The sequence below is a fragment of the Syntrophomonas sp. UBA5494 genome, assembly GCF_002426325.1.
In genome coordinates, this window is the sequence record NZ_DIPG01000137.1 from 13,361 (window position 1) to 16,744 (window position 3,384).

Here is a 3,384-nt window from a genome sequence, read left to right on the forward strand (position 1 = left end):
AAGGTTATAAAAGTGGAAGGCACACCGGAGGCAATTGCGCTGGAGGCGGTACTTGAAAGCTTAGGCAGGATGAATATCTGCAGTGTTATGGTTGAAGGTGGTGCAGAGATTAATGGCTATTTGATTGAACATAAACTGGCAGATAAAGTGCACTGGTTTATTGCTCCTAAACTGGCCGGAGGACGTAAGGCACCGTCACCGGTAGGAGGAGATGGTGTGGAACAGATGTCTGCAGCCGCTATGGTTTCAAAGCTTGAAGTGCAGAATTTTGAAGAGGACATCTTAATTACCGGTTATATTAACAAATAAAAGGTGGTGATAATTATCTTTACCGGAATTATAGAAGAAACGGGAAGCGTAAGTCGTATAGCCAGAGGCAGCCAATCCTGCCGCATAAGTATCAACTGTTCCCGGGTGGTTGATGATGTAAAATTAGGCGACAGTATCGCGGTAAATGGAGTCTGTCTGACGGTGGTGGGCTTTTCCAGGAGCCATTTTTCGGCTGATGTTATGCCTGAAACCTTCGAACATACTACTTTGCACAGTCTTAACAACGGTAACCGGGTAAATCTTGAGAGAGCGCTGCGGGCCGGTGACAGACTGGGCGGACATATGGTGCAGGGACATGTGGATGGCATGGGTACCATCCTGGAAAGGCAGGAATTGGATATTGCTATAATTTTTAGAATACAATCTCCGCCTGACCTTCTAAAATATATAGCTGCCAAGGGTTCAATCACTATAGATGGCATCAGTCTAACGGTAGTAAAGGTATTTAAGGATAGTTTCACCGTATCATTGATCCCCCACACCGCTATGATAACTACCCTTAGTCAAAAGCGGCCGGGAGATATGGTCAATCTGGAAACGGATATTATAGCCAGATATTTGGAAAGATTGATTAAAGTAGAGGAAGCTGCTGCTGAAATAAAAATAAACATGAATTTACTGGCAGAGAATGGATTTTTATAAAAGGGAGGTAGTATATCAGATGTTAAATTCCATCGAAGAAGCTATTGCAGATATTAAAGCAGGAAAAATGGTTATTGTGGTCGATGACGAAGACCGCGAAAACGAGGGAGACGTTATAGTTGCAGCCGAAAAGGCTACTCCCGAAATAATTAACTTTATGGCCAGTAATGCCAAAGGCCTAATTTGTGTACCTATGACCGGCGCCAGGCTGGATGAGCTGGACATCCAGCCGATGGTATTGGAGAACACCGATAATCATGAAACCGCCTTCACAGTTTCAGTGGACCACTGTTCATGTACCACCGGTATTTCTGCTTTTGAGCGTGCTGCCACGGTTGAAGCACTCATATCCGGTACCAGCGCCGCGGCCGACTTCAGGAAACCGGGTCATATTTTCCCCTTACGTTATAAAGAAGGCGGTGTGCTTAGAAGAACGGGACATACCGAAGGTTCAATCGATCTCGCCCGTCTGGCCGGTTTCTATCCGGCAGCGGTAATATGCGAAATCATGAATGATGACGGTACTATGGCCAGACTTCCTCAGTTATTGGAGTTCAGTGAAAAGCACGATATAAAGATTGTTACTATTGCTGACCTGATCGAATATCGCCGCCGCAATGAATTGCTGGTGCGGCGGGTTGATGATGCCAAACTCCCCACCATGTATGGTGACTTTACCGCTGTGGCTTATGAATCATTACTGGACGGCAAAGGGCACATTGCTCTGGTCAAAGGCCAATGGAAAGAAAATGAACCGATATTGGTCCGGGTCCATTCCGAATGTCTGACCGGTGATGTTTTTGGTTCCTCCCGTTGTGACTGTGGCGAACAATTGGCCACTGCGCTGACCATGATTGAACAAGCGGGTAAAGGGATACTGCTCTATATGCGCCAGGAAGGCAGAGGAATTGGTCTGCTAAATAAAATCAAGGCTTATAAATTGCAGGATAAAGGCCGTGATACAGTTGAAGCCAATATTGAGCTGGGTTTTCCTCCTGATTTAAGGGATTATGGATTAGGAGCTCAGATTCTGGTTGACCTGGGCGTAAAGAAAATGCGCTTGATGACCAATAATCCCAAAAAGGTTAAAGGCCTGGAGGGATATGGATTGGAAATAGTTGAACGGGTACCAATTGAAATGGAGAGTAAAATGGAAAACCGCAGGTATCTTCAGACTAAAAAAGAAAAAATGGGGCATTTGCTGGCATCCATTTAATTTATATTTTAAAGGAGGACGCTTCAATTGGGAAAAACATATGAAGGAATGCTGATAGGTAAAGACCAAAAAATAGCCATAGTAATATCGCGATTCAATGAATTTATCACTAACAAACTGCTTACCGGGTGCCTTGATGCATTAACGCGCCACGAAGTAGATCCGGATAATGTTGATATTACCTGGGTACCAGGCGCTTTTGAATTACCTCTGACCGCTCAGAAAATGACCGGTAAGGGCTATGATGCGGTAATCTGTCTGGGGGCCGTTATACGGGGAGCAACTCCGCACTTTGATTATGTGGCTTCCGAGGTTGCCAAAGGAGTGGCACAGGTAGGTCTGAATACTGGTGTTCCGGTAGTGTTTGGAGTAATAACCGCCGACACTATTGAACAGGCGATTGAAAGAGCAGGAACCAAGGCCGGCAACAAAGGTGTTGATGCTGCCGTTACAGCTATTGAAATGATCAATTTATTCAAGGCGCTGCAATAAAATGTTCTCACAGACCGTACAGTCCTTAAATATTTGGTGTGTAAGACGGGGTTAAGCATGATTTAATGTTAACTTTAGGAGAGAATATTAATTTTCTTCCATAAGTTGACGGTAAATCAATCTGGCCCCGTCTCGCCGCTGGAAGGGGGGGGATAACTATAATTTAATATCGCCATAAAAATTTTTTGCCACAACAGGCTGATTTCGGGTTGATTGTTGGAGGATGCCCGGTGTGCTGTGTAAACAAATCGGAAATCGAAGACCAGGTTATCCGACAAGATATGTGAGGAGGTTCTAAGCAAAACAATTAACTGATATGAGTATGTTATGAACGCTGCATGAACTTGTTATTTCTCAGTTAATAGTAAGTTTATTAATTAACCACGGTATATTATTTATGTTTGGGAGCCCATTTACAATAAATTATATGAGGAGAGAGACGCAATGGTTATTACAGGTTTGATCGTAGTACTTCTTTTGGTTCTGGTGGTTCCTTTTGTCAACAAGACGGTAGAAGAAAATTTGGAGCCATTTCTCTTTGTTATGGGTGTGGCGGCAAGTATAATCTCTGGTATAATGAGCATGGAATTGGCTCTAAAGGCACTTAAGGAGCCGATTATGATTGCATCGGCAGTGTTCATTGCCGGTGCGTTATTTTTCCTTCTGCATAACCAGTTTCAAACCTTTATCAACAAGGTTTTGAC

The 3,384-nt window shown here is 43.9% G+C and carries 5 protein-coding genes; all 5 read left to right on the forward strand.

Annotated elements, in window-relative coordinates:
• The coding region (locus B3W37_RS15490) for a RibD family protein (protein ID WP_483176340.1) at nucleotides 1-309 on the forward strand (309 nt) is incomplete at its 5' end.
• Nucleotides 310-312: 3 nt separating this feature from the next.
• On the forward strand, nucleotides 313-972 hold the full coding sequence (locus tag B3W37_RS15495) for a riboflavin synthase (protein ID WP_483176341.1): 660 nt from the start codon (nucleotides 313-315) through the stop codon (nucleotides 970-972).
• Nucleotides 973-991: 19 nt separating this feature from the next.
• Nucleotides 992-2,188, forward strand: coding sequence for a bifunctional 3,4-dihydroxy-2-butanone-4-phosphate synthase/GTP cyclohydrolase II (locus B3W37_RS15500; protein WP_483176342.1), 1,197 nt, complete (start codon nucleotides 992-994; stop codon nucleotides 2,186-2,188).
• 27 nt (nucleotides 2,189-2,215) lie between these two features.
• Nucleotides 2,216-2,680, forward strand: a complete 465-nt coding sequence (gene ribH, locus B3W37_RS15505) for a 6,7-dimethyl-8-ribityllumazine synthase (RefSeq protein WP_483176343.1) — start codon at nucleotides 2,216-2,218, stop codon at nucleotides 2,678-2,680.
• 444 nt (nucleotides 2,681-3,124) lie between these two features.
• A partial coding sequence (locus B3W37_RS15510; protein ID WP_483176344.1) for a DUF1646 family protein occupies nucleotides 3,125-3,384 on the forward strand: 260 nt, incomplete at its 3' end.